General features: G+C 40.6%; 3 protein-coding genes. All 3 read right to left on the bottom strand.

Annotation, left to right across the window (positions count from 1 at the left end):
- On the bottom strand, positions 1-576 hold a 576-nt coding region (locus tag AC3WVG_RS11505; protein WP_488798261.1), incomplete at its 3' end, for a nucleotide exchange factor GrpE.
- Between the two features lie 42 nt (positions 577-618).
- Positions 619-1350, bottom strand: coding sequence for a hypothetical protein (locus AC3WVG_RS11500; RefSeq protein WP_488798260.1), 732 nt, complete (start codon positions 1348-1350; stop codon positions 619-621).
- Between the two features lie 294 nt (positions 1351-1644).
- The coding region (locus AC3WVG_RS11495; RefSeq protein ID WP_488798259.1) for a hypothetical protein at positions 1645-1965 on the bottom strand (321 nt) is incomplete at its 5' end.

Here is a 1965-nt window from a genome sequence, read left to right as displayed (position 1 = left end):
CCTGATGCTCACGTATGGCAAATCCTGTTTTTTGATTTCCCAGACCATGCCTTTTCTCATCAGCCCCTTGAGCTCTGTCTCGCTGAAGTAGCCCCATTCAGGATAGAAGCCCCGGACAAAGCCATACCAGTAGCCCGGCTCCACCTCTTCGATTATGGCGCCTGCCTCTTTTTCCTTGCTTTCAACCTGCTCAATTGCTTCATGGAAATTAGGGTCAAACTTTTTGCCCAGTGTCTCTATTCTTTCTATGCCCTGCTCTCCGAGAAAGGCCTCAAGCTGCTGCCTAATTTGCAAAAGGCCTTTTACGTAATCATTGTCTTTCAGGTCTTCGGGCAGTTCTTTCTCTGCCTTTTCAAAGTTATCCAGTATGGGCAAAATCTTCAGGATCAACGATTCATTGGCATGCTGCGTTAAGTCCTTGATTCTTTCTGTCTCCTCTTTTTTATAATTGAGAAAATCAGCTCTGCTTCTCTGCCAGCCAGCCAAATATTCCTGCTTTAATTTCTCGCACTCCTCTAATTTTTTCTTTAAATCTTCTAATTTAATTTCCGCTTTTTCTTTTTCTCCTTTTTTCATAATTCTTCATCATTGGAAAACTCCAACCCTCATAACTCAATCCTAACACTTTTCCAAAAAATTTACCAAAGAACCCATCAAGCCAATATTTCTCGGATAATCCATTCTTTTGGGGCCCAAGAGCGCCAGAATTCCCCTTCTTCTCTTGGGAAATTTAGCCGAACTCAATATAAGGCTAAAATTCTTAGCGCAGGGAATTTTATTTTCCCTGCCGATAAAAATTTTCAACCGGGTTTTTCCTTTGCCGCCGTTTAAAAATTCGTCTATGCTTTTTTCCAGCTCCTGAATCATTATAGCAAAATCCCGGGCGCAATTTAAATCGTGAAATTCCGGCTCCTTAAAGGCCCCTGTCCATCCTTCCTTAAAGAGGATTCCTTCCCTGGCAACATAAGTCAAGGCCACGGCTGAAGAAAAATCAGCTAAAATTTTGGTCAGTTCTGAAAAAAACTTAAAAGAATCAGATAATTCCTTTTCAAAGACAGAAATTTTCTCTAAAATTTTCTTTTCAGGAAAAGTTCTTTTTTCTTCTTCCAGAACCTCGTCAACAAAAAAGCGGTATCCCCTGTCAGTCGGCACTCTACCTGCTGAAACATGGGGCTGAAGCAAATAACCCAAATCAGTCAATCGTTGCAGTTCCAAACGAATGGTTGCGGGCTTAATCCCAATCTCATATTTTTGCTCCAAGACCTGAGAGCTCACAGGCACAGCTGCCTGAATATATTCTTGAATTATTTTATCTAAAATAAATTTTTGCCGTTGGGTAATTTGTGCCATATAAATTTATCTGGATTACTTTATTCGCATATTCGCATATTCGCATCATTCGTATCAATTCGTATATTCGCATCATATTATCATTTTAGCAAAACAAAAATTAGCAGTCAAGAGTCTTGACTGCTAATTTTTGAACTCTTTAATTAAACCCCTGAATTTCTAAATCCTTTTGACAATCTCCCCTCTTCTCAGACCACCAAAAATTGATGATCTCAGAAAAGAGGGGCGCGAGGCGGAGCGTAGCGACGCCTCACGCCTATAAACTAAAGTGTCTTCCATATCTTTTCGCATATATCACGACACGATGAGGCGACGTACTGTTTCGGCTTTCCGTCGACAGAACCTACCTTCGCCTTTTCTGAGAATAAGTCTGCCGTTATGGAATCCAACAATCTTTACTTGTTCTCGGCCTCCGCCATGCCGGCGGAGAACCAACTCCTGCCCGGGTTCAAGCTTAACCGGTTCAACATGGACGGGAAGAGATATTTCTTCTTCCCTATCAACATCTGCAACAATTGAACCACCAACTTTATGAAATGTCATGTTAAACGATAATGCATCTTCATTTAATGGAATTTTATTATCAATTAAGTAGTCACTTATTTTTTTATTACC

The organism is Desulfovulcanus sp. (assembly GCF_982781345.1).
Note: the sequence above shows the minus strand (reverse complement) of the source record. Positions and strands in the feature narration are given on the sequence as shown.

Excerpts from the sequence above, each read along its gene's own strand:
- AC3WVG_RS11500 (WP_488798260.1), bottom strand. The coding sequence starts at position 1,350 with ATGGCACAAATTACCCAACGGCAAAAATTTATTTTAGATAAAATAATT.